This window comes from Cutibacterium granulosum, assembly GCF_900186975.1.
GTDB lineage: Bacteria > Actinomycetota > Actinomycetes > Propionibacteriales > Propionibacteriaceae > Cutibacterium > Cutibacterium granulosum.
In genome coordinates this window covers 479934-500778 of sequence record NZ_LT906441.1, presented here as the reverse complement: position 1 = coordinate 500778, position 20845 = coordinate 479934, and the positions used below count along the sequence as shown (strand labels likewise).

Annotated in this window: 16 protein-coding genes and 2 pseudogenes; 11 read left to right on the top strand and 7 right to left on the bottom strand. The window is 58.6% G+C overall.

Annotation, left to right across the window (positions count from 1 at the left end):
• Positions 1-127 precede the first annotated feature (127 nt).
• The 4 genes from CKV91_RS02150 to dnaA all read right to left on the bottom strand — a co-directional run bounded on the left by CKV91_RS02150 (position 128) and on the right by dnaA (position 5143).
• Positions 128-727 carry a DciA family protein gene (locus CKV91_RS02150; protein WP_036957189.1) on the bottom strand — a complete coding sequence of 200 codons (600 nt, stop codon included), beginning with the start codon at positions 725-727 and terminating at the stop codon, positions 128-130.
• A 172-nt stretch (positions 728-899) separates the two neighbouring features.
• The gene (gene recF, locus CKV91_RS02145; protein WP_021103645.1) at positions 900-2087 is read right to left on the bottom strand and encodes a DNA replication/repair protein RecF; all 1188 of its coding nucleotides are present in this window, start codon (positions 2085-2087) and stop codon (positions 900-902) included.
• Between the two features lie 25 nt (positions 2088-2112).
• Positions 2113-3273: a DNA polymerase III subunit beta gene (dnaN, locus tag CKV91_RS02140; RefSeq protein ID WP_021105282.1), complete on the bottom strand. Its 1161-nt coding sequence runs from the start codon at positions 3271-3273 to the stop codon at positions 2113-2115.
• 436 nt (positions 3274-3709) lie between these two features.
• Complete coding sequence (dnaA, locus tag CKV91_RS02135; RefSeq protein ID WP_036957187.1) at positions 3710-5143, bottom strand: chromosomal replication initiator protein DnaA; 1434 nt, start codon at positions 5141-5143, stop codon at positions 3710-3712.
• Positions 5144-5679: 536 nt separating this feature from the next.
• Between dnaA and rpmH the strand changes: the two genes are divergently transcribed.
• From rpmH to CKV91_RS09315, 9 genes and pseudogenes are all read left to right on the top strand, one after another.
• On the top strand, positions 5680-5814 hold the full coding sequence (gene rpmH / locus CKV91_RS02130; protein WP_021103642.1) for a 50S ribosomal protein L34: 135 nt from the start codon (positions 5680-5682) through the stop codon (positions 5812-5814).
• 7 nt (positions 5815-5821) lie between these two features.
• Positions 5822-6256 (top strand): annotated as a pseudogene (rnpA, locus tag CKV91_RS02125) (ribonuclease P protein component); the annotation flags it as partial.
• Between the two features lie 180 nt (positions 6257-6436).
• The gene (gene yidD, locus CKV91_RS09965) at positions 6437-6868 is read left to right on the top strand and encodes a membrane protein insertion efficiency factor YidD (protein ID WP_095140932.1); all 432 of its coding nucleotides are present in this window, start codon (positions 6437-6439) and stop codon (positions 6866-6868) included.
• A complete protein-coding gene (yidC, locus tag CKV91_RS02115) occupies positions 6868-7956 on the top strand; it encodes a membrane protein insertase YidC (protein ID WP_065860842.1) in 1089 nt (362 codons plus the stop codon). The genes yidD and yidC overlap by 1 nt, the downstream gene beginning before the upstream one ends.
• A gap of 184 nt (positions 7957-8140) precedes the next feature.
• Positions 8141-8728, top strand: coding sequence for a Jag family protein (locus CKV91_RS02110; RefSeq protein ID WP_411791902.1), 588 nt, complete (start codon positions 8141-8143; stop codon positions 8726-8728).
• A gap of 1660 nt (positions 8729-10388) precedes the next feature.
• Positions 10389-10973 carry a 16S rRNA (guanine(527)-N(7))-methyltransferase RsmG gene (gene rsmG, locus CKV91_RS02100; protein WP_231933825.1) on the top strand — a complete coding sequence of 195 codons (585 nt, stop codon included), beginning with the start codon at positions 10389-10391 and terminating at the stop codon, positions 10971-10973.
• A gap of 2739 nt (positions 10974-13712) precedes the next feature.
• Positions 13713-14627, top strand: coding sequence for a ParA family protein (locus CKV91_RS02095; RefSeq protein WP_095140930.1), 915 nt, complete (start codon positions 13713-13715; stop codon positions 14625-14627).
• A gap of 30 nt (positions 14628-14657) precedes the next feature.
• Positions 14658-15611 (top strand): ParB/RepB/Spo0J family partition protein, encoded by a 954-nt coding sequence (locus CKV91_RS02090; protein ID WP_065860844.1) that lies wholly within the window; start codon positions 14658-14660, stop codon positions 15609-15611.
• Positions 15612-16106: 495 nt separating this feature from the next.
• Positions 16107-16532: a hypothetical protein gene (locus CKV91_RS09315; RefSeq protein WP_155942621.1), complete on the top strand. Its 426-nt coding sequence runs from the start codon at positions 16107-16109 to the stop codon at positions 16530-16532.
• Between the two features lie 135 nt (positions 16533-16667).
• Here the strand turns inward: CKV91_RS09315 and CKV91_RS02080 are convergent, their stop codons facing one another.
• From CKV91_RS02080 to trxA, 3 genes are all read right to left on the bottom strand, one after another.
• Positions 16668-17111, bottom strand: a complete 444-nt coding sequence (locus CKV91_RS02080) for an OsmC family protein (RefSeq protein ID WP_065860845.1) — start codon at positions 17109-17111, stop codon at positions 16668-16670.
• Positions 17112-17147: 36 nt separating this feature from the next.
• Positions 17148-17732: a hypothetical protein gene (locus tag CKV91_RS02075; RefSeq protein WP_157738708.1), complete on the bottom strand. Its 585-nt coding sequence runs from the start codon at positions 17730-17732 to the stop codon at positions 17148-17150.
• A 68-nt stretch (positions 17733-17800) separates the two neighbouring features.
• Complete coding sequence (gene trxA / locus CKV91_RS02070) at positions 17801-18127, bottom strand: thioredoxin (protein WP_021103630.1); 327 nt, start codon at positions 18125-18127, stop codon at positions 17801-17803.
• Between the two features lie 680 nt (positions 18128-18807).
• On the opposite strand from trxA, the gene CKV91_RS02065 reads away from it, so the two are divergent.
• Entirely contained in the window at positions 18808-19629 is an 822-nt protein-coding gene (locus CKV91_RS02065; protein WP_065860847.1) for a CAMP factor family pore-forming toxin, read from the top strand.
• 272 nt (positions 19630-19901) lie between these two features.
• Positions 19902-20351: pseudogene (locus tag CKV91_RS09960) on the top strand (pseudouridine synthase); the annotation flags it as partial.
• Positions 20352-20845 lie beyond the last annotated feature (494 nt).

The following is a 20845-nucleotide window of genomic DNA, read 5'->3' as shown; positions in this document are numbered from 1 at the left end:
ATCCCATCATGTTGGTGTCAGGTGTGTCATGCCAATTCACTGACGCACCGTGGCCGTGACGTATTCATTGTATGCACTGGTCACCCGGACCCATGCCACGAGTGCCGTGCACACCATCAGTGTTGCATCATCCATAGGTGTCGCGTGGTCCTCTACCCGGCACCGATCGTGGACCATGTTTCCAGCTCGGTGCGCTCGGTCCTTCGATGACGACACGTGTCACCGTACCCTGTCCCAGCCGCCGATTGAGTTCGGCGACGAGATTGGGGGCGATCATGCGCATGCTCGTGGCCCACACGGTGGCATCGGTGCGCACGGTGAGCACGGTCTTGGTGTAGGACACCGGCGTGGAGTGGGCGGCATTGGCCGGGCCCACGAGCTTCTCCCAGTTGTCGAGCACCTGACGCAAACTCACCTGGGTCGACCAGCCGCGGGACCGAATGAGCTTGTCGATCGCGTCTCCCAATGGCACGGGGTCACGACGATCGGGTCCGGGCCCGGACCAGGTGGCATGGTGGACGCGACTGCGGCGTCTACGAGGACTACGTATGCCACGTGGGGCCGGCAACTGCACTTGGGAATCGGGCAGAGCACCGGTGCGAGGCCGAGGAGCACCAGCTGGATCGCCGCGAGCCGCGCGAGCAGTGCTCTGGGCTAGGTCGAGACCGTCATCACTGTGCTCGGTGTCGACCTGTTGATCCTGCTCGCTCACCGTCTCCGAGACGATCCGGCGACGATCGGCCCGTCCGGAACGGGATGGCTCGGCAGACGCCGGTTCCCTGCGAGAATCAGCGTCACCAGGGGACGAACCGTCATGTTGTCCCGACTGGGAACGTCCCCGCCGAGGTGGCAGACGTCCTGGTCGGGACGGCATGTCGGCATCCCCGTGCGACGGGAGGTCACCGTTCATCGAGCACCTCCTCGTGGGCCATGACGTTGCCACCGCCCACGTCGAACCTCGCCCCGTGCAGTACCTCAGGCACGTCGGAGGCAACGGCCGTGGTGACGAGCACCTGATCGGCATCGACGATGGAACCGGCAAGTCGATCCCGTCGAGTACTGTCGAGCTCGGCGAAGACGTCGTCAAGAACGAGTACCGGCTCGATGCCGTCAGCACGCAACAGCTCGAAGGATCCGAGCCGCAGAGCGAGTGCCAGCGACCACGACTCACCGTGGGAGGCATAGCCCTTGGCCGGGAGCTGACCGATGTGCAGGACGACGTCGTCACGGTGCGGGCCGGCCAACGTCACCCCTCGGACGAGTTCGTCCTTGCGACGAGCCGACAGGGCATCTCGAAATCGCTCGGTGAGAGCAGCCCGATCCACCGGATCGCTCGGGGTGTCTGCCTGCGGAGGTGACCACAGATCGCTCAGATCGATCGTTGACCGGTACTGGACAGTGGTGAGGTCATTGACGGGAGCGATGTCTCCATAGGCCTTCGCGGCCAGCGGCATGAGGGAACTCAGGGTGTCCAACCGCGCGGAGAGCAGTTCGGCGCCGATCGTTGCCAACTGTTCGTCCCAGATCTCCAGGGTCGCTCCCGCCTCACCGCCGGCAGAGGCACCTCGCCCGGCAAGGGATTTCAGCAGAACATTACGCTGTCTGAGGATGCGCTCGTAATCAGCCTTGACCCCGGCCATCCGGGGCCAGCGGGTGATGACCAGGCCGTCGAGGAAATGACGTCGATCCGATGGATCCCCTCGTACGATCGACAGATCGTTGGGACTGAAGACGACGGTGCGCAGCACCCCGAGAAGATCACGGGTGCGCTGTGTCCTCGCCCGATTGATTCGGGTTCGGTTGGCCCGCCCGGAGTTGATCTCCACCTCCAGCAGTAGGGATCGCAGGTCATCACTTCCGGCCCGCACACGGGCGCGCACGATGGCCTGTCGGGCTCCCAGCCGGATGAGTGGGACGTCGTTGCTCACGCGGTGCGACGACAGGGTGGACAGGTACTCGATGGCCTCGACGAGGTTCGTCTTGCCCTGCCCGTTGGAGCCGATGAACGACGTCACACCTGGTTGCAGTGTGATGGCGGAACGCACGTAGGACCGGAAGTCCACCAGTCCCAGCTCGGCAACATACACGCTTTCTCGTAGCCTGCCGATCGCCTCAGTTGGGCAACCTCATGAGCATGATGACGTGTTTGTAGTCCTGCTCGATCTCACCGTCGATCTCGTTGAGACCAGCAACCAGACATGGTTTGCCAGGGGCAGTGAACGAGAAGTGGACGTAGGGGGTGTCCAAGGCACCCAGCGCGTCGGAGAGGTAGTTCGGGTTGAACCCGGCAGCGGTGATCGTGGGATCGCCCTCCACGTGATCGGTTACCGAGGCTTCGATGGCCTCGGAGGCCTGAGCCTGGTCACCGGTGGCGGCCGACAGGGAGATGGAGTCGTCATTGATGACGATACGCAGCGGGGTGTTGCGCTCGGCAACCAAGGCGACGCGTCGGACCGCGGCGACGAGGGCGTCGGTACGCACCCGTACCGAACGGGTGGGCTTGATGTCCATGAGGTGACGTACCTTGGGGAACTCGCCGTCGAGCAGTCGGGTCGTCATCTGGCGCTGACCATGAGCCCCGTCCCCCTGGAAGCCGACGAGTCCGTCACCGGTGTCCGCAGCGGAAAGGTTGATCGACACGTGGTCCCCGGTGGTCATGGAACGAGCAGTCTCGTTGAGGACCTTGGCTGGTACCAGGGCCGCAGCATCCATCTGTGTGGAGCTGGGATTCCACGTGATTTCCTTGAGGGCCATGCGATAGCGGTCGGTGGCGAGCAGGGAGAGCTTGTCATCGTCGATCTCCATGCGAATGCCGGTGAAGACGGGCAGCAGTTCATCACGGCCTGCAGCGACGAACACCTGGGAGACGGCCTTGGCGAAGATTGCCGTGTCCACCGTTCCAGTGGTGGCAGGCATCTGAGGCAGCGATGGGTACTCGTCAACCGGAAGACCCTGCAGCGTGAAGTGCACCGACCCGCACACGAGTTCCATCGATGCCGGATTCGCTGTGATGTCGACCGGCTTGTTCGGAAGGGCCTTGGCGATGCTTGCCAACAACTTGCCCGACACGAGTACCTGACCAGGTTCCTCCACCTGGGCCGGCAGGGTGATCTGTGCGGTGGTCTCGTTGTCGGATCCGGACATCGTCACGCCGTCCTCGGTGGCAGTGATGAGCAGACCGGCGAGGATGGGCACGGTGAGGTGGGTGGGCAGGCTACGGGCAGCCCACCCAACGGCGTCGGCCATCACGTCGCGTTCGAGCCGAATTTTCACGTATGTCCCCTCTGAAGTGTCACTGGTGCACGGATGGTGCTTGCTACTGCGATCATATCCGGTTTCCTCCATCGGATCGGAACCAAGGTTGAGGGTTGCGTATTCTCGCAGCTGGCTGGGGCAGTTGCACACAGGCGTTACCTTGGACGACCTTTTTGCGTGTATCTCTCCAGTCGTCGTCATAACCGTTGTGAATTTTGTGAAGAACCACCGTAACTCCTTGTCACATGGGTTTTAAGGCGGTGGACAAGTCGGTGGGGGAGCTTGGGAAAAGTCCGTGACGATGTGGATGGTGCTGGCCTGTGTATGACCGTCCACAGGGTTTCCACGGGTTTTCCACAGGATTGTGGGGATGGTGTCTCGTTGGGGAAACCGCCTCACCTCGAGGTGTGGGGGTGTGTGCATCCTGTGTCGACGGTGGCGGGATGCGTGTGAGTCAGAACGTCTTGATGAGGTTGGTGAGTTCGGTCACCTGATCGAAGATCTCGCGGTTCTCCCCCAGCAGAGCCCGAATCTTGCGTTCGGCGTGCATGACGGTGGTGTGATCCTTGCCACCGAACTCGTCGCCGATCTTGGGCAGGGAAAGATCGGTGAGTTCCCGGCACAGGTACATCGCTATCTGACGAGCCCGTACCAAGGTCTGGGCACGCGAGGTTCCCAGCAGATCATCACGGGAGATCGAGAAGTACTTCGCCGTCTCGGTGATGATCCCGTCGGCAGTGACCGGGGCCTCGCCGCCTTCGGGAATGAGATCCTTGAGTACGACCTCGGCCAGCGACAGATCCACCTGTTGGCCGTTGAGGCTCGCGAAAGCTGCCACCCGGATGAGGGCACCCTCCAGCTCACGGATGTTGGTCTGGATGCGCGAGGCAATGAACTCCAGCACATCTGGTCCGACGGTGAGCCGTTCAGCCTGGATCTTGCGTTGCAGAATGGCTATCCGGGTCTCCAGGTCGGGCGGCTGGATGTCGGTGAGCAGACCCCACTCGAAGCGACTGCGCAACCGCGGTTCCAAGGCCTCCAACAGCTTCGGGGGTCGGTCGGAGGTCATGACGATCTGCTTCTGCGCATTGTGCAGGGTGTTGAAGGTGTGGAAGAACTCCTCCTGGGTCTGGATCTTGGACTCCAGGAACTGGATGTCGTCAACCAGCAGGACGTCGATGTCGCGGTATGCGCGTCGGAACTCTGCGGTGCGATTGGTGCCGATGGCGTTGATGAAGTCGTTGGTGAGTTCCTCGGTGGAGACGTACTTCACCCGCACGTTGTGGTAATAGCTGAGCACGTAGGAGCCGATGGCGTGCAGCAGATGCGTCTTGCCGAGCCCCGAACCGCCATAGATGAGCAACGGGTTGTACGACTTACCCGGTGACTCGGCCACGGCCACGGCGGCGGCATGGGCGAACCGGTTCGACGATCCGATGACGAAGGAGTCGAAGGTGTACTTGGGGTTGAGGTGCGCAGCCGGGTCATCGGACTGCTCGGCGCCACTTCCGGCATCCGAGGGCAGGACGGGCGCCGGAGACACCCCCGCCCGCGGGACGAACTCGGCGACCGGCAGTTCCTCCTCGTCATCCTCCGGGCGATCCGGGGCGCCCAGGGCCAGCTCCAGATCGGGATCGATGGTGATGGCCAGGTGAATGGGGCGGTGGAAGGAGTCGGAGAGCAGCTCCTCCAGCTCGGCACGCATCTTCGTCTCGATGTGGTCGCGAGCGAACTCATTGGGTACGGCCACCATTGCCGTTGAGGAGTGCATCGTCACCGGGGTCGCATTGCGCAGCCAGGGACGGTTGGCCTTGGAGACGTTGTCCAGCAGGGAACTCCACGCCTCGGCCAGGGCCTCCGTCGGATCGACGGGTTCCTGGGCGCTCATGGGAGGAGGAAGGACGGCGTTGGGATGGACGTGTGGCAGGGGCCGGTCATCGGAGGAGTGGAGGTGGTCGTCGGCGGAGCCTGGGGCATCAGCGGACTCAGCTGGTTGACCAGTGGTCGAGTGGTTGCTCATCCCCACTCCTTTCCGATCGACATCACTGTGCAGATGGCTGATCCGTGCAACGAAATCAGGACAAGCTTATCCACAAAGTTTTCCACAGGCCATGCGGGGTTGTGCACACCTTGTGGAACGTTGACGCTAGCCATCTCTGTTCCGTGGTGCAAGAAGTTTTCGAAGGTCACGACGATGAACGGCTCGCCAGGCGGGTCGCTACATCAGTGTGATTTGCACACTGTGGACAACGGGTCATCCATTGCTTCACCAGTTTGCGCTTCAGCAGTCAGACAAGTAGAGTTCTGCAGTCACCGTCTGGTGACGGTGACGTCCTTTCCTGCGCCCGGCCGGGCGCCCCGGCCTGAGGAAGAGCACCCCTCGTCCTCCCGGGTGATCCCCAAGACACAAGGGAGAACATCCCCGTGAAACGCACTTACCAGCCCAGCAACCGTCGTCGTTCCCGCAACCACGGTTTCCGTCATCGCATGAGCTCCCGCGCCGGACGCTCCATCTTGGCGGCTCGCCGTCGTAGGGGTCGCGCCAAGCTCTCTGCCTGAGTCTGACGTGCTTCCCGCGCGGTCGCGGATGCATCGGTCCGAGGACTTCCGATCCGCGACCCGCGGCGGAGTCCGGTCCGGTCGTCAGACTCTCGTCGTCCATGCGGGATGGATGCCCCACTCCCGGTGCGATGGGGAGTCATCCTCATCGTCCCCAGAGTTGTCCACAGGGGCGCCTGCGTCCACACCCGCGGACGTCACGACATGTTCCGACCTTGGTGCAGCACCCAGGGTCGGTTTCGTCGTGTCCAAGGCAGTGGGAAATGCCGTGACGCGGCACCGGGTGGCACGTCAGTTACGCCACTTGGCCCGTCCGCTCACCGAACAGTTGCCGTCAGGATGTCTCATCGTGGTGCGTGCCCTGCCCGCCTCAGCCAGACATCCCCAACAATTGCCGAGCGATCTGTCCTCGGCGTGGACGAAGGCCTTGGACAAACTTCAACGCCGTACCTCCGCCCGGTCCTCGACCGACTCTGCATGTGACAACCGGTCGCAGGCCAATGGCCGGACGCCTGACAGCGCTGGTGCTCACATCGACACCGCGGATGCCGGTGCTAGGGGGTCTGCTGCAGCTGATGAGCAGCCTACAATGAGCCCGGTGCGTCGGGAGGTGTGAGCGTCCATGTCCAGGATCGGTAGATTTCGTCCTCTGACATGGCTTGCCATCGCCTGGGTCAGGGCATGGCGAGCCCTCGTCTCGCCGTTGTACGGGCCGGTGTGCAAGTATCAGCCGTCCTGTTCCTCCTTCGGACTGCGCGCCCTGCAGGTGCATGGGGTGATCACGGCGACGCCGATGATCGCTTGGCGGATCCTGCGCTGCAACCCGTGGTCGCACGGTGGCTACGACCCGGTTCCCGGTACCCCTGAGGCCCACGACTGGGTCACACTGCATCCCGAGACCGTCACCCAAGGATGGGTGACGACCTTCACTGGAGGTCGGCGCGACGCACATGGCGTCGGGACCGCCTCATCTGACCATTCCCGCGCCGGCCTGGCCGGGAACTACCAGTACGTGCTTGCTGGTACGCCCTGCGATTCCCGAGGTGAGAATTGATGCTCAATCCCCTGGTGATCATGCTTGGCCTGGGTGATGGTTTCCATGCCATCGGCCATGCCATCATGCTTCCGCTCTACTGGGCCGTGTCCGGACTCGTGGTGCTCTTCCACGCCATGTGGAGTCCCGTGTTCGGTTCGGACTCCGGTGCGACGTGGACCCTCGCCATCATCACCCTGACGATCTTCATCCGTATCCTGCTCATCCCGCTGTTCGTCAAGCAGATCAATTCCGCCCGGGCGATGCAGCTCATCCAGCCCAAGATGAAGGCGATCCAGGACAAGTACGGTGACGACCGGCAGCGTGCCGGCCAGGAGATGATGAATCTCTACAAGGAGGAGGGCGTCAACCCTGCAGCGTCCTGCTTGCCGATCCTGCTGCAGATGCCCATCTTCCTCGCCCTGTTCCGGGTGCTCGACGGGGCCTCCCGCGGAACTCCACGCGGCCATTTCTTCGTCGACCACCCCGAGCTCGTGGCGTCCCTGCAACATGCCAGGTTCTTCGGTGCCGAGCTGGCCGGACGATTCCTGCCGATGACCAACGGATTCGGCGGCACGCAGATCGTTGCCCTCGTCCTCATCATCATCATGGTGGTGACGCTGTTCTACACCCAGATGCAGCTCATGCGTAAGAACATGCCGCCCGAGGCACTCACCGGCCCGATGGCACAGCAGCAGAAGATGATGATCTACCTCTTCCCGCTGATGTACCTCTTCAGCGGTGTGAGCTTCCCGATCGGCGTCATGATCTACTGGGCAACGTCAAACCTGTGGACGCTGGGTCAGCAGGAGATCCTCATTCGCAACAATCCGACCCCCAACACCCCGGCCTACATCGACTGGCAGGAGCGCATGCGTGCCAAGGGCAAGGATCCCGACGAGATCGAGCGCCAGCGTCGCGAGAAGCGCCGTCGCAAGGTCGTCAGTGCCACCCCCACTCCTGCTGGTGACCCCAGTGACGCCGCCAAGCCTGCAGTGGCTCGCCAGCAGGTGACGCGCCAGACGGTTCGCAAGGACGCCAACGGCAACAAGCAGGTGGTGCGACGCCAACAGCCCGCCCGACAGTCCCGGTCGAAGCGCAAGCACTGACAAAACCCATCATGACTGCAGCGCCCTGGTGGATATTTTCCGGACCAGACACTGTCGTCAGCGATGGTGTGACTGACCTCCCATGAACGGATCGCCCAGGCAGCCGAGGCAAATCGCTGATGACGAGCCTCGCAACGGATGTGAAGAAGGAACCGCAATGAGTCAAGACCATGGCACAACCCAGATGTCCACGGATGTCACCGAGTCCCCCAGCGACACTCCACAACGCAACGTTGACTCCCCAGATGGGCACACTGCAGCCGATGCACGGCATGAGGATGTCGAGCACCCCGCCACCGAGGAGGATCACGAAAACCCGCTGGTGACCGAGGGAGACATTGCCGCCGACTACCTGGAGGATCTGCTCGACATCGCTGATCTGGACGGCGACATCGACACCTATGTCGAGAACGGGCGGGCACACGTCTCCATCGTCACTGACAACCAGACACTCGTCGGTGACGAGGGAAAGGTCCTCGAAGCCCTTCAGGAGCTCTCACGTCTGGCTGTCATGACAGAGACCGGACATCGGTCACGGCTGATGCTCGACGTCGCAGGGTTCCGGGAGAATCGACGCAAGGAACTCGCCATCCTCGCCACCGAGGCCGTGCAGTCCGTCAAGGAGTCCGGTGAGCCGGTGTCGTTGGCTCCCATGAATCCCTTTGAACGCAAGATCGTCCATGACGTCGTTGCCGACGCTGGACTGTTCAGCGAGTCCGACGGTGTGGAGCCCAGGAGGCATGTTGTGATTTCACTGAGGTCCTCATCCTGACGGTGGATGCTGCTGATCCTGTGCGAGCAGCTCGCCGCGCAGAACGGTCAGGACACGGAACGGGTGGTTGAGCTCAGAACGGGTCGCGGTGCAGACGGCATCGCGGCCCGTTTCGTGTGATGGTTGCTTGCGTGGATCGTCGCCTGGGCATCCATGCTTCTCTGCCGCGCTTGTCTCACACGTCGAGCGGCGCTCCACGCTATTTCATGGGGGTGCCCATGATGTCGTTTCGTCCCGTATGCCGGGCGGATCTCCACGCGACCCAATGGGGCGCCCCTGATGTCTGGTCTCATCCCGTACGTCGAGCAGTATTTCCCAGACCCCCATGATCCGCGTGACCCCGTGAGGGTGTCCATGATGTCTGGTCTAGCGGTATCTCCACGCGACTCCACGATTCACGCAACCCCACGAGGTTGCCCCATGATGTCTGGCCTCGTTCCGTGGTCTAGCGGTATCTCTCCACCAACAGTACCCACAGCAACCAGCGGTGCGCATCAGGAGTGCTTCCAACCAACGGCGCCCCCACCAGGAGTGCTTCTTTCCACAGCGAAGGGCGTGTGTCGAAGTGATACCTGGATCATCCGGTCGCACGGGTGATGGTCATCGCTTGATCTTCAGGTGCTGGTGGCGAAGGTCGACAAATGGTGGTGGGAGGTCGACAAAGTGACGAATCTGGCAGCTGGGTCTGCCGGTGCGTCCGCAGCAGTTCTTCGTGCACCCCAGCGTTGCTTCTGTGCTCCTCATCGATGACGGACAGAGTTTTCCCAACGCTGTGGCGGCGGGCACGGCCAACGTGTCACTACCCCTTGCTGGGAGTGTCTGAGGATCCACCCGTTCTGTCCGGGGCCACGACACAGCCCCTGCCTGGACAGAGGTGTCGTAGCGACGATCGTTGAATCGTGCTGTGTGCTGTACCTCATGGTGTGATGATGCTGCCAGCCCTCATGTTCTTGGGGCCGGTGTCCAGCTTGTGGGCCCGGGCGTCCAATGGACGAGGACCATCCTCGCGCCACATTGCCATGGAACGCACGCAGTCCCACGGCAACAGTCAGGACGTCATGAGCACGGTTTCACCCGCAACACGTTCTCAACCTCTCAAGATGCGTGAATGAGCCCCTATGAGCCCGGCTTCATTCCCTAACCGACTTTTCACGCCGCGTCAGATCCCGTGTGTGCCCCATGGGCACGACTTCATTACCCCCTCGTGGTGCCCACGGAGAGATGTCTCGCCACGCACGCATACCGCTTCATCCCCTCATGGGTGGTGTGTTGACCCTCCATTGCTCCCATAAGGTGACCTGTTCTCCGAGTTCTGCGGTCACGTGCTCGAGCGCGTGCACATGAGCTTCCCGTTTCCTCATCGGAGCCCTGGGTTCCACCTTGCCTCTGCGTGTCTTTTGTGGCTTGCTCCTACCCTCTTGGTTTCCGATGTCTTCCCCTGCGCCTGTGGTCACGGACTCGGTAACTGTGTGAAGATACCTCTGTGAGTGGGATGGATGATCGTTGTGGCAGTGCCCCTGTAGCAGGTGACCGTGACTGGTGTCGCAATGCGTCGGGGGATCATGACCGAAGCGCTGCTGCCAGGGATGATCCTTCCCAGGGGACGAGTGAGGTCCCACTCAGCTCATCGACGGTCGAGGAGAACACCGCAGCACGCGATATTTATAAAGAAAAATATTCAGATATAAAAAGATATGTCGATATATTATCAAGTGATGGCGTGACCCAAGGACTCATCGGGCCACGGGAGACTCCACGACTGTGGCAACGGCACATCTTCAACAGTGCCGCTGTTGCTCAACTGATCCCTGAGGGGCTGCGGGTTGCCGATGTTGGTAGTGGAGCTGGTCTTCCGGGAATTCCAGTTGCCCTGCTGCGCCCTGACGTGCAGATCACACTCATTGAGCCATTGGCTCGACGCTGTCAATTTCTCACGACCGTTGTGGACGAACTTCACCTTGATGATCAGGTGACGGTTATCCGATCGCGGGCTGAAGATCTTCACATGAGTTTTGATGTCGTCACCGCTCGGGCTGTTGCCAATCTCACGAAACTCTTGGCATGGACTGCACCACTGTTCCTACCTTCAGGAGAGCTTCTTGCCCTCAAGGGGGAGTCTGTGGACAAAGAAATTGCCAAGGCTGACAAGGAACTTCGCAAGCGTCGGCTCGATGCGGAGGTACTCATCGTTCGAGCTGCTGCTGACGCCGATCCCACTCGAGTCGTACGAGTTCGACATGCCTGATCAGACCCTGATTCGGCTGTGAAACCTGAGTCTGTTTTTCCAATGGCGTCGTGACTCCTAGATGGATGACACATGGATGAAACCTGTTGTGAGAGAGCGACGTCATCTGACACAATCACCCATTGTTGACGTAGACATCCATCTCATCGTTGGGTATGGGGCGAGCGATCTCAAACCATCTTCCGTACCTGTTGCCACTGATGACCCAACTTTTGCTGTTGATACCACGACTTCCAAGTACCCGACCGACTCTGGTACTCCAGTGCTTTTTCTGCAGATGATGCGACACATCGCCCAGTAATGTCGATTTCTTGACAACACTGCGCTACTGAGCGTCTGTGCCACGGGCCACGGGTCCAGGTCCTAGATCACCGGGCGGCCATTGGGTCCTGTGAGCTACTGCCTACTCTGAGTTGCGGGATGTTGGTGCCTCTGTCATTCTTGTTGAATTCCGCTGCATCGTAATAGCAGTCTTCCCTGATTGATGAATCATTTCCTTGGCTGCTGGACCCTGCTTGTTTTATGGTGCCGAGTTGAGTGTTGCTGGGTTCTCATGACAGTTGCATCCATCGCGCTCCCTTTTTGATGCGCTGTGTGGTGGATATCCGTCCCCCGCTCAAGGTCAGACTTGCTGGCTTGTGGACCGAGCTGCAGCTTTTGGTGATCATGGTAGCTTGCTGCTTGGTCCTGAGTTGATCATGCTGGTTTACCCATGTACTGATTGTATGTTGATTGTGATCATGCTCAGCGCTCTTCATCTGTGAATGTGTCATCAAGGACGAGATCTCTAGGGTCTCGATCGACCGGTATCGTTCCCTGTTGTTTTGATGATAACGATGAATACCTGTCTCGAGGTAATCTGGGTAGGGAGCTGGAATTACTAGCTAGCCTCCAGCGACTCTTTCCAGACTACCTCATTATTCCGAATACCTTTATCGCCCGAGCGACCTCCATTTTCAGAACGCTTCCCGCTCTATCCCGGAGCATCGTCTTCTTGAGACATTCAAGAGAGCTGGGGTCGGGGATGTCATTGCGCTAAATACTGTGTGTTGAGCGGCCATTCGACCTACCGCTCTTGTCGTACCGGTTTATCGCTCTTATCGGTTCACGATTCTCGGGAGTCAACTGTTTTAACTTCGTCCTGTTGTCACCATCTCTAGGGTGGAGTCGTCACTCTTGGTGGATGAAGTGTCAACCACCGGCTGTGTTTCACGTGAAACATCTCTCCTGCCGGTGTTCTGGTATGAGATGGAGTCGCGGCGGCTCCACGATCAACTCCTGTTCATTGCTGTGACTGGCGAGAGAGCCTGACTTCACAGTCGAACCTGTAACAGGGTATATCCAAACGATCGAGAATATCTAGATCAGAAACTCTGGAACATTTGGACGTGCGTCTTATCTGCGGAAAACCCGGAACTGCATTTTATTATTGATCTAATCTCCCCAGAACCGACTCATTTGGTTACTTAACCGTGAGTCACGATGTGTTCATGATGTCGTGAACATCCGAACCACGCCGACCCATGATCGATCTACTGAGTAGCTGCTACCTGATCATGCCGACCTGTGCTTGCTCCCCCATCAAAGTGATGATGGTCATTTTCGATACTCGTCAGATCATCAAGATCTTCTAAGCACACTATCTCATGGCAGCTCCGAGAAGATTGACTGAGCCAGCGCAAGTCTCTGGTCAATGTCATCACCTGGTCCACCCGATCGTCTGCTCCATGATTGACCCAAAATTATCGTCTTGCCAGCAGAAGGCAATCCACACTAGGTGTTGGTGACTATTGCCTAGTTGGAAATATGTATTTTCAGCAGTCAAGAGTGGCCTGTAGGTGAACTTCCCGGGTGGTGGCTGTGCTGTCGTGGGTGCTAGTCATTTTTCTTATCATCTGAAATAAGTAGATCACTTGCCTGGACATAACTAAATTTATTTATCTATAAAAATATTAATATATGAATATTTGAAACTACATCGGATGTGTCGTTGTCTGCTGCCGCGGCGTAACAAAACAGATCACCTCAGCTTGGAGATTGGAACATCCAGGTCTTGAGATCAATTGGAGTTCCATCAGAACTCCTTCTCTGTTACGTTCTTTTCGGACCGGTCGTACACTACTGCGCAATGTATCCCGTGTGGTTCATGTGTGCATTGTTCCGGGCACATGGCAAGTGGATTGTTTTCAGAACGGTCTGCTGTCTGAATGAACCTGAGCGGGTGCAGGGGAGGCAAGACGCTTTCTTCAATGACACACCCGGGGTAGAGATCGGATGGCATGGATGAAACCTGTTGGAGAGTAGTGGCGTGCCATTCTGTCTAGGAACCCATCATTGACGTAGCAATCCATCTGTGGTAAAAGCTTGATCTCAAGCCATCTCTGTACCTGATGCCAGATTTTGTGCTGCTCGTTCTGCAAATAGCAAAACAGATGCCAGTAGAACCTGCTCTTGACATGGGTTTCCTGACCGGAAGCTATCCTTCGATAGCAAAGCTATCGAACTGTCAGATGGATTTGGGATATGGAGGAGCTTTTCCACTGTGGTGATGTGCCGCGAAGTCTGTGTCCCGGTGTACGAAAGGCTATGCGTTTTCTGATCGTCGAGCTGTAATCCGAGGCGACCTACCGGTAGCATAGAGTACTGTCATCGCGATGAGTGCGCTGCCCAGTAGCCAAGTTTTCGCAAGCTGTAGACGTGTTTCACGTGAAACACACATCAGGTGCTGAAGGGAATCCTATGACGAACGAAGTTCCGGTATACGACAAGGCCCCAAAACGAGCAGCGTTCGATGGACCCGACGAACCGGAAATCGAAGAACCGGATGACTTCAAGGGGGCATCAATCAGAGTGCCCCGGGCTCTACCGGGGCCATCGGAGCCTCGAATAATTGCGGTGGCCAATCAGAAAGGCGGTGTGGGGAAGACCACAACCACCGTCAACTTGGCGACGGCCTTGGCCATGAGTGGGTTGAGAACGCTCGTCATAGATATCGATCCGCAGGGGAATGCATCGACCGCTCTCGGTGTGCACCATGACGTTGGGACTCCAGGAACATATGAAGTGCTGCTGGAAGGGGAAAAGATCACTTTGGTGGCTCAAATGAGCCCCGAAAGCCCGCTACTTGATGTGGTGCCGGCGACCATAGATCTATCCGGGGCCGAACTGCAACTTGTTGCACAAAGCAGGCGCGAGTCATGCCTGAGGAAGGTGCTCAAGGAATACCTGGACACGCACGACGTCGATTATGTGTTCATCGACTGCCCACCATCGCTGGGGCTTCTTACGCTGAACGCTCTGGTGGCAGCAGATGAGGTGATGCTGCCCATTCAGTGTGAATATTATGCTCTGGAAGGTGTGCAGCAGCTCATGCGCACTGTCACGGCTGTGAAGCAAGCCTTCAATCCTGATCTGTCCATCGAGACAATTGTCATGACGATGTATGATGCCCGGACAAATCTCTCCCAGCAGGTCACAGCAGAGGTGCGGGCACACTTCAGTAGAGAGACGTTGGACACCGTCATTCCACGCTCAGTGCGAGTATCAGAAGCACCGAGCTACACCCGATCCGTGCTCACCTATGAACCGCACTCGTCGGGTGCTCGAGCTTATCGCGATGCTGCCGCTGAGTTCGCTCATCGCCACGCTCAGTAATCCAGCATACAGAACTTACCGGGAGAGACAATGGCACAAAAGCATCAGGGCCTGGGACGAGGGTTTGGAGAGTTCTTCCAACGAACGGATATCACTGAGAGCCCTAGTGAAAAGCATGATCGCGATCTCGAAGACCCCCATGAAAAGCATGATCACAAGACAGGTGATGGGAAATTCACGGATGGCACTTCACTGAAAATGGTGGAGCTTACCTTGATACGACCCAATCGAAATCAGCCGCGTACTCACTTCGATGATAAAGCTCTGGATGAGCTGGCGAAGTCAATCAAACAGGTGGGACTGCTTCAGCCCATTGTCGTCACACAGACTGATGATGGCGAGTATGAGCTCGTCATGGGCGAACGTCGCTGGCGAGCTGCGCAGCGTGCTGGTCTCCCAGAGATCCCCGCTCTCGTCCGCCACACTGATACGCAGGACATGCTACGGGACGCTCTCCTGGAGAACTTGCACCGCGTACAGCTCAACCCCCTCGAAGAAGCTGCTGCCTATCAGCAGATGATGGACGATTTCCGATGCACGCAGGACGAGGTTGCCCGACGGGTACAGCGATCTCGGTCCTACATAGCAAACACGATTCGTCTCATGAAGCTCGCTCCGGGAGCACAGAGCCTGCTACTGGAGGGTAGCTTGTCATCAGGCCATGCTCGGGCATTGTTGAGCTTGCCTGGCCAAGAACAGGAGAGCTTAGCTCAGCAGATCGTGGCCGAGGACCTGTCGGTGCGTCAAACCGAGGAAGCCGTGAAATTGGCGCTCACACCGACCTCAGACACTGCGGAAGGGCCTGAGCAGAAATCTCGCCCACAGCCTTCGATAGACACACAGGCACAGGAGGAGAGCACAAAGCTCTCTAACACATACGGCACGAAGGTGAAAATCCGGCGCAAAGCGGGACGCGGCACCATCTCGCTCTCGTTCCGAGATGACGACGAGTTTGCGCACTTGCTCGAGCTGCTGAATAGATAGTTAAAGATATTTATCGATAAAACTGCTAATAGTTTCCATGACAAATCTCTGCGAATGATCCTGTGTGCAGTACGGAGACTGTCAGAACGGATGGTGCACAAGGTCACTGACCATTGCTGCGGCAGTGAACAGTCATCACCGTGATTGCCGTGTTCGTCACCCACGTCCACATGGGATCAGTGGCACCCATGCGAACGGCTGCTGAAGTTGGCGGTTCGGATCTGTGAGGTTCGAGGATTCGCGGAGCTAGGCGCGAGCCTGTGGTTGAATCGTGCTGGGGTGGAGACGATGAGACGGTTGCGGACAATTACCCGAGAGCACATACAGCGTTTCGATCAAGTGTGCGATGCCGATGTGGCTCATCTCCTGGGGCTGGACGCAGGACGGCCCCCGCAATGGGCAGATGCTGCCTGCTCCCAGTGGGGCGGGTGCGGAGTTGGTACGTGGGAATCCGGACGCGTCACCTCGTTCATCCTGACGAGCCCCGGCAAGGAGATGCCGGTCAACCATCCACTGGCAGGGCGGCTCAGCCGGCAAGACTCGGCAGCACTCATTGCGGCATGGATACCGGGGCGTCGTGGCCACGCAGCCGCGGCATGTGGTCGATCGCTCATCAATCGTACTTCTGGTTGGTTGACGGGATCGGTGCCAGCCATTGAGGCGGCGGGAACCGGTATGGCATCCAACGTGTGGACGCTTGACATCCGCTGGCTCAGAGCCATTGGCTTCCATGAAGTGACGCATGCCCCCGCCAACGCGGTACAAGTCATGGAACTCGACCTGAGCATGACTGTAGGATCTCACGTGGATCTGCCCAGCCGCCTGGTCACGTGGGTACAGCAAGAGTTCCTACAACCGGAAGCTTTTACCAAAACGTCGAGATGCGAGAAAAGTCATCTGAACGATGGGATGGGAACCTGAAGGCAACCTGGGGGAGGTGTGGGATATTCCCCCACAGTGGGCATCCTCGATGAAGGTTCCTCGACGAAGGCGCTGGTCGGAGCACCTGGAATCAGGCAACAACCACTCACAGCAGGCGACGGGAATGTGGATGTGTCAGTCGAGTTCGGCACCGTTGACGAAAAATGTCACCTGGGTCGGGTCCTCGACCGTGCGAGAGACGGTGCAGTCCCTGTCACGGGAAATTTGTGCTGCGCGTGCGACGAGGGTGTTGAGCTTTTCGGTCTCGCGCTCATCGTCGGTGGAGACATCGATGGTGTAGTGCAACTCGAGGTTGTCCAATTTGCTCGCTGCGTTGGGTGTGGTGATCTTGTCGGCACGCACAGTCACCTTGAAGCTGTCCGGCTCTGTGTGTCTACTGGTGACAGCGTCGACATCGACGGATGAGCAGGCCCCCACGGCAGCCAGAAGTGCTTCGACAGGTGTGAAGTCAAGAGTGCCGTTTGCGCTCAGATTCAGCGTGCCGCCACGATCGTTGGTGGCGGTGTACTCCCCCTTGCTCGTGCGGGTGAGGGAGATCTTGCGCTCGGTGGAAGACATGGTCATCCTTTCAGGTGTCGAGATGATCTTGGCTGGTCACTGCGCGGCTTGCTCCGCCACGGAGTTCGCCACACCAGCCAGCTCCGGTCGGGATTGATCGAGCAGCCCCACCGCGAGGACTGCCGTGTCGTCCTTGAGGACGGCACAACTGGTGTTGTTGTTGTCCAGACTCGTTCCGCACATGGCCTTGGTGGATGTTCCGGTCACCGGCTGGATGGTCACGGAGTTCATGGCGGCGTCATTCATGAACTTCTTCAGATCAGTCGTCGGGCGACTCATGAGAACGATGACTGCGTCCTGATTGTCCTTGGCATATGTGGCGGACAGGGTGGTAGTACCGTCCTTGGTCGTTGGGTTTGTCGCCGTGTTGGGGTCGCGGGTGTAGCTGCCCGCGCCCTGCGGCAATTGGAGCGGCCAGGTGGCGGCATGGACGGTGGGGCCGTTCTCGGGGGCTGACGAGTCATCGTTCGAGAAAATCCAGCTGAGGATGAATGCCACGATCACTATGAGGATCACCGAGGCAAGGATCGTCAGCAGGAGCTTTGTGTGCCGAGGATTTTCTTCGGCGGCACGAGCCGGACCGCGACGTGCAGCTCTGCGTCGTGGGACGCGGTATGCCACGTCGTCAGGTTCTTCAGGTGATTCAGAGGAACCTGGCGGGGCATCCGAATGGCCATGGGAGGCTGGACTCATGAGATGAACTCGTCAATGAGTTTGAGCAAGGCCCTCTTCGTCTTGCCGCCCTGGACGGATTTCACGATCTGCCCGTCCTGCCAGATCTGGATGGTGGGCAACGACATGATTCCCTGGGAGGCAGCCAGCTGCTGGTTGGTATTGGTGTCGACCTTGGCGAAGGTCATCTTGTCGCTGTGAGCAGCGGCGATTTCTTCGATGATGGGCGACAGCTGTTTGCATGGGGCGCACCAGTCGGCCCAGTAATCGACCAGAACAGGTTTGGTTGCTCCCGCAACCTCGGAACTGAAGGTAGCGTCGGTGACCTCGATGACTTGGCTCATGGATGACCTCTCACGCGAGAAAAGGGGGTGCCCCTGATCCTAGACGGCCTGGTTGGTGGCCCCAACTCCTATCCGACACATGTTGCCTCGAGACTGAACTTCCGTGTGATGAAGCCAACCACTGCCTCGGTTGATACCCAAGAGTCTCCAAGGGAACCCATTCACATGAGATTTTCCGCCTACCCTCGTTGACGTCCAGGGCTCCGTGAGCGGATGGCCCCATGGCCAGAATCCCTGGTCAGGCAGCTGGTGGCTCCAGTGCAAGCCGCCAGCTTGCTTCGGCCGAGTACACCGACTGCTGTGTGGCAACTCTTCACAAGTGCAGGATTTTCACAAAGGCGAGACCTCCACAAGATTGCTACCTGCATCCCAAGTTGTCGTTATCCTTGCTCTTGAATCCGTCGTGATCGTCATTACCGCAAGGCTGGTGGGAGCTACAGGACTGTTGGAGGGTCGACGCCCAGTTACTTGGCTTGCGATCCGTGCAGAAGCTCTGATCGAACACGCGACCGTCTGTCAGATTCGTGGTGGGGATGCCAGATAGGTAGTGATGTTCCCTGGTGTGACTGGTCTGTTGCGGTGGAAGGTGGGGTAGCGAGTTTGCATGAACGTATAACAGGAATGTATATTGGGCGTGCCTCCACAAGGCAGGCACTACTTTCTGCAACAGGAGAACTCTTATGAAGTTGAAGTACATGGCAGCTCCGCTGGTTGCCGGTGCCCTGCTCGTGCCCGTCACTCTTCCAGCCCAGGCTGCCGCGGATCCCGCCCCCCTCATCCGTACTGCTCCCGTCTCGTCCTCCGATGCTGATCATGCCAAGAGCATCATCAAGGATCTTGATGGACAGGCTGACAAGCTCGGCGATCTGCTCAAGTTCCTCCCGGCTGGTGAGTACAAGGACCAGGTCGTTGATCTGTTGCACACTGTGTTCAATCTGCGCCGTGCTGCACAGAAGATCGCCACGGGCAAGGTTCCGTTCTACAAGCTGGACACCCTGAGCGCACGCGTTCAGCTCGTCACCACCATCGGCCAGACGATCCATGACTCCGTCAACAATTTCCAGACCAAGCCGCGTCAGGCCAATGTCACCATGGGTCTGGAGATCACCAAGGCCGTTGTCATCCTCGTCGACCCAATGACCACCAAGGACGAGATCACTGCTGAGATCGCCGCTGTCAAGGACCGTTACAAGGCAGGCCTGGCCATGCCGGACCTCAAGGACACCGATCCCGCTACCATCTACACGAAGTCGCATCTGAACAAGGCCATTTGGCAGGTGCGTCACAACCGCGCGAAGAACCTTGCTGGTAAGAAGGATCGGGCCGTCATCAAGGAGCTCAACAAGGAGATCGCGAAGGCTGTTGGTGTGTGGTTCCGCGCCAAGTCCACTGTGGGTGACTGCAAGGCTGCCGAGGCCGAGCTGAACGACGCCTACCAGAAGGCTCTTGCTGCTCCCGACAAGGAGAAGAAGGCTCCCGCTCAGGACAAGAAAGCTGCTTGATCCGTGAAAATCGCTTGATCAGGTAGAACCTGAGCAAGCGTACCCACTCACAAAATTTTCGCCGTGACCCCTTTCTGCGGGCTCACACGGAAAGATCTGTCTGAACGAGGCATCTGTCACCTGGACACACGGTCTAGGCTTGGCGGGTGCCTCGTTCACCATTGCCGCAACGTCACGGTTTGGAATCAGCCTGGGTGCGTACACCCGACCATGGACAGTGTCGACGGCTTTCGCACGACCGGGGCATCGTGAATCGGTGGCCATGGCCCGCCCTGCGGGACTTCCTCGTCGAGAAACTCACTCGGATCACTCCATCGCGTATCGACGAGATGATCACTGAGAAGAAATTTGTCACCCAGGATGGGGTACCGATCACTGCGATGACCACCTTCGAGCCGCAGTATTTCATCTTCTTCCATCGTGATCTGCCAGATGAGAAGCCAGTGCCATTCCCCATCGGGATCCTGTATCAGGACGAGCGCATCCTCGTTGTGGACAAACCACATTTCCTGTCGTCAATCCCGCGAGGCCAGCATGTGTTGGAATCAGTTGTCGTCAAGTTGCGTACGCAACTCCAGATGCCGGAACTGACTGTGGCGCATCGTCTGGACCGGGTCACATCCGGTGTCCTCATGCTCACCTGCGCTCGACAGTGGCGATGCCCGTACCAGACGCTTTTCGAACGTCGACAGGTGCGCAAGACGTATCGGTTAGTGGCACCCTGGCTGGATTTTGACGAGATGGATGATGGACCGCTGGGGGTGATCGGTGACTCGCCCTCTGGTTCTGCACATGGCTTCGGGAGGTTGGGAGAAGATGAGACAGCGACATCTCCCGACGTGGCAGCTTCCAGGGATAGCTCAGCTACAGCATTTGGAGACAGCGCACACGACGGGGACGCGATTTCTGTCACGTCACAGGATCATCGGGAACAGGAATGCTCGCCTGAGGGCAGGGATGATCTTTTTGGACAGGACACGAGTGAGTCGAATTGTGCTGGGCAGTACGTGAAGACCAAGAGCAATGGGCTTCCCCACAAGGATGGTGACCAGTCATTGACGTCTGGGCAACGGCGTGATCCTTCTGATCCGGGGGATCGTGCGATTTCTGTCACCTCATCGCAGGGTGAGGCCTTCCAGTGGCGAAAGGGTGGCGGTGGCGACAATTTTTGTCAGTCACCGATGCGCTCCAGCGAGGCTGGACATGACAACACCGT

Bases quoted from the DNA above. Each gene is read 5' to 3' on its own strand.
- dnaA (WP_036957187.1), bottom strand. From the start codon at position 5,143: ATGAGCGCCCAGGAACCCGTCGATCCGACGGAGGCCCTGGCCGAGGCG.
- yidD (WP_095140932.1), top strand. From the start codon at position 6,437: ATGTCCAGGATCGGTAGATTTCGTCCTCTGACATGGCTTGCCATCGCC.
- yidC (WP_065860842.1), top strand. From the start codon at position 6,868: ATGCTCAATCCCCTGGTGATCATGCTTGGCCTGGGTGATGGTTTCCAT.
- CKV91_RS02110 (WP_411791902.1), top strand. From the start codon at position 8,141: ATGTCCACGGATGTCACCGAGTCCCCCAGCGACACTCCACAACGCAAC.
- CKV91_RS02095 (WP_095140930.1), top strand. From the start codon at position 13,713: ATGACGAACGAAGTTCCGGTATACGACAAGGCCCCAAAACGAGCAGCG.
- CKV91_RS02090 (WP_065860844.1), top strand. From the start codon at position 14,658: ATGGCACAAAAGCATCAGGGCCTGGGACGAGGGTTTGGAGAGTTCTTC.
- CKV91_RS09315 (WP_155942621.1), top strand. From the start codon at position 16,107: ATGCCGGTCAACCATCCACTGGCAGGGCGGCTCAGCCGGCAAGACTCG.
- CKV91_RS02080 (WP_065860845.1), bottom strand. From the start codon at position 17,111: ATGTCTTCCACCGAGCGCAAGATCTCCCTCACCCGCACGAGCAAGGGG.
- trxA (WP_021103630.1), bottom strand. From the start codon at position 18,127: ATGAGCCAAGTCATCGAGGTCACCGACGCTACCTTCAGTTCCGAGGTT.
- CKV91_RS02065 (WP_065860847.1), top strand. From the start codon at position 18,808: ATGAAGTTGAAGTACATGGCAGCTCCGCTGGTTGCCGGTGCCCTGCTC.